The organism is Carboxydocella sporoproducens DSM 16521 (assembly GCF_900167165.1).
Classification (GTDB): Bacteria; Bacillota.
The window spans coordinates 1-2,992 of record NZ_FUXM01000071.1; the positions used below are offsets into that span (position 1 = coordinate 1).

The 2,992-nt window shown below is 40.7% G+C and carries 4 protein-coding genes and 1 pseudogene; all 5 read right to left on the reverse strand.

Annotated features, from left to right (window positions below):
• Positions 1-296: hypothetical protein (locus tag B5D20_RS13395; RefSeq protein WP_143311884.1), on the reverse strand; the 296-nt coding region annotated here is incomplete at its 3' end.
• An 89-nt stretch (positions 297-385) separates the two neighbouring features.
• Complete coding sequence (locus tag B5D20_RS13400; RefSeq protein ID WP_078666696.1) at positions 386-1,081, reverse strand: copper amine oxidase N-terminal domain-containing protein; 696 nt, start codon at positions 1,079-1,081, stop codon at positions 386-388.
• Positions 1,082-1,581: 500 nt separating this feature from the next.
• Positions 1,582-1,902 (reverse strand): integrase core domain-containing protein, encoded by a 321-nt coding sequence (locus B5D20_RS13405; RefSeq protein ID WP_242952081.1) that lies wholly within the window; start codon positions 1,900-1,902, stop codon positions 1,582-1,584.
• A 78-nt stretch (positions 1,903-1,980) separates the two neighbouring features.
• Positions 1,981-2,370 carry an IS3 family transposase gene (locus B5D20_RS13410; protein ID WP_159073897.1) on the reverse strand — a complete coding sequence of 130 codons (390 nt, stop codon included), beginning with the start codon at positions 2,368-2,370 and terminating at the stop codon, positions 1,981-1,983.
• A 112-nt stretch (positions 2,371-2,482) separates the two neighbouring features.
• Positions 2,483-2,782, reverse strand: a pseudogene (locus tag B5D20_RS13415) (transposase); the annotation flags it as partial.
• Positions 2,783-2,992 lie beyond the last annotated feature (210 nt).

A 2,992-nucleotide genomic window follows, 5' to 3' on the forward strand; every position in this document is an offset into this window, starting at 1 on the left:
GTGCCAAAGAAAAGGCGGCCCTGCCTGTAGGTGGGTGAGGAGATGGAAGGAAAGGTGGCTGTGGTTTCAATCTGCTTGCGCTGGAGGAGCTGGCCACTGTTAAGGTCTAAGGCCAGGATTTCCTGGCCGACTTTGATGTAGATATTTTGTTCCTGGCTGAGAATAACCGGCTGGCCCAGGATAGGTGGTTCCCCTGGTTTACCCGCTGGCGCCAGCTGCACCTGCCACTGGGTGGTAATGGGCGGAAAGGTGGGGTCATAAAATATTCGTTTTCTATTTTCTTTATTACCGAACATAATAGAATCTTCGTGATCTATATTGAGATTCGCACTAGCTGCATTAAAAAATATGAAAATGAACAAAAAATGGTAAATAAATCTTTTTCTCATTGACTATATCCTCCAGGTTCGAAATCTGTATCAACATAAATAATTACGGCCATTGCATTTCCGTCCCAGTAAATTTTATGGCCAAATGCCTCACTGATAAACCTGACCGGAACCATCGTTCTTTTGTTCAGAATATATGGCGCTACATCCATCGTTTTCTCTTCCCCATTAATAATCATCTTGTTGGAACCAATCTTAACTATTATCGTCGTATTATCCCTCTGCAGTGTAATTTTTTGCTCCCGGCCATCCCATTCCAGGTTAGCCCGGAAAGCCTCTGCCAGCCTTCTTAAAGGTACCATCACCCTGTTCTTGTACATCACCGGCTTTTGATCCAGAAAAAACAATACATGTCCGTTGGAAAAACTAACTTCTATCGGTATACTCGGATCCCTCGGCGTAGTATCAATAGGGTCGGGCTTTTTCACCTTCGGATTGATTTTTCCCCCGTACTTCTTCCATGCTGTTTTGCTGATGGGCACTCCATCAATAGCCAGGATCTCCTCGACATTGCTAGCCTCATAGTAAAGAAACTTCAGCATTTGCTCCAGGGTATAGCCGGGAATGGTATGGGTGGTATCCACCTCCCCATCATAGGTACGCCCCAGGATGATATGGTCCTCCCAGGCCCAGACCATCGTCGCTGGCAATAAAAACACCACAAATAAAAAAGAGATAAGGACTTTTTTCACAAACAACTCCCCCTTGCTGGTTTTTTATGACATATTCCCCTCCTCTCCCTGATTTCCTGCTGCCAAATCCTGTATACAAGGCGACAAATTGTATGATTTATTAAATCCAATCTGTAATAGCAAAAATCGTAATTGTTCATTATTGGAAGCAGGAATATGTAAGTTTATGTCGAAATATGTAAATATAAGTAATTTTGGCAGACAAATTATTCATTGGGCAGCGAAGACAAGACCTACGGTAATATGTCAAGACCATAAGGTCAAAATTTTCTAGTTCATTTTTTAAAAAAGACAACAAAAAACCACCCTGTTTCCCCGGGCTAACCCCCTAATTTTGGACACATACTTTTAAATTCTCAAGTTTTCTTTGGTTTTTCTCTCAACCGAATTCCTATTTTAGCCAATTCCTCAATTCCGTCAAGGGTAAAGGCTTCGCCCTCGCTACGCTCGCCCTTGACTCCATTTCCGAATTGGCTATTCAATAGTTGCGGTTGAGAGGTTTAGACCTTAATTTCTTTGCCTATTCTTTGCTTCCTGCCTAGCTCGATAAATTCAGCTGGCGATAAATAGTTGAGTCCTGAATGGATACGTTCTTCGTTATAAAATTTTATAAAATCACTTACTACTTTGTAGGCTTCGGCATATGTTTGGAACTCATACAAGCTTAAGCATTCTGCTTCTAGAATGCTATGAAATGCCTCTATGTGTGCATTCATGTTCGGTGTTCTATTGGGAATACGTTCATGTTCGATTTTCAGACTCTGACATTTTTCCTGGAAAATACGAGATTTGAATTGTGGACCAATATCTGTTCTGATCACAGGTTTAATTTCTTCCTCAAGTAGTTTTCGCTTCCATAATGCCTGTTCCAGTGTTCTGGCAGCGTCTACACCTTCGCATTAAAGACCAATATGGTAACCGACGATCGACCTATCATATACATCAATTACATGACAGAATAAAGAGAAAAATCTTTTTTCACCCGCTATATAGCCATATTTCAAATCTGTTTCCCATAACTGGTTTGAATTATTTATAGTACGGTTCCTAGCCAGTTTTTTGGGATGATTGGGTTTTATTTTCCTTTGCGGACGTAGATTGCCCAGTTGCTTACATAAACGATAAACCTTCTTTTTATTGATGATCAGTCCGAGAGTTTTCCGTAATGCCATGGTCAATTTGATATAACCATAGGCAAAGCCCTCATTTTCTATAAACTGTAATAGCCATTTTTTTATTTCTTCATCACTTATCTTAGTCTTTTGTTCATCACAAGAATACCCAGGCACGGGACGTCCCCCACTTGCTCTCCTCTGGGCATATTCTCTCTTTAGCTGATAATAGTAAGTTGACCTGGATACCCCAACGATACGCAATACTTTGACTGCTGGGTACCCTAGATTAATCCATATTCAATCTTGTCAGCAAGTGAGGGTTTTTCTTTTTTACTAAATCACGAAGAATAGCTATTTCCAGGTCTTTTTCACCAAGAAGTTTCTTTAGCTGCTCATTTTCCTTAGTAAGCTGCTTGTAATCAGGATAAATTTCATTAATAGTTGAATGTTCCACAGGTAAAGATTGATGTTTGCCCTGTTTGTATTCTCTTACCCAGCGGCTGACCATATTAGGATTCAGCTCGTGCCTTCTTGCTACTATGGCATTATTTCCTGTTTCCAGCGCTTCCTTAATGACTTGATTCTTAAATTCAGCGGTTTACTTTCTGCGTATCATAAAATCGCCCCCTAACATTATTTTAACTCTTAAGAGTTCTAGTGTCCAAATGAGTTAGGGGGCTAAAAAAGTTTTGAATTCAACAGGGAGCCTGCTTTGAAGAGTTTCCCATAGTCGCTCTACTCTACCTTTGGCCTGGGGTGAACGTGCTGGAATAAGGGTTATACCTAGTTCTTTCAT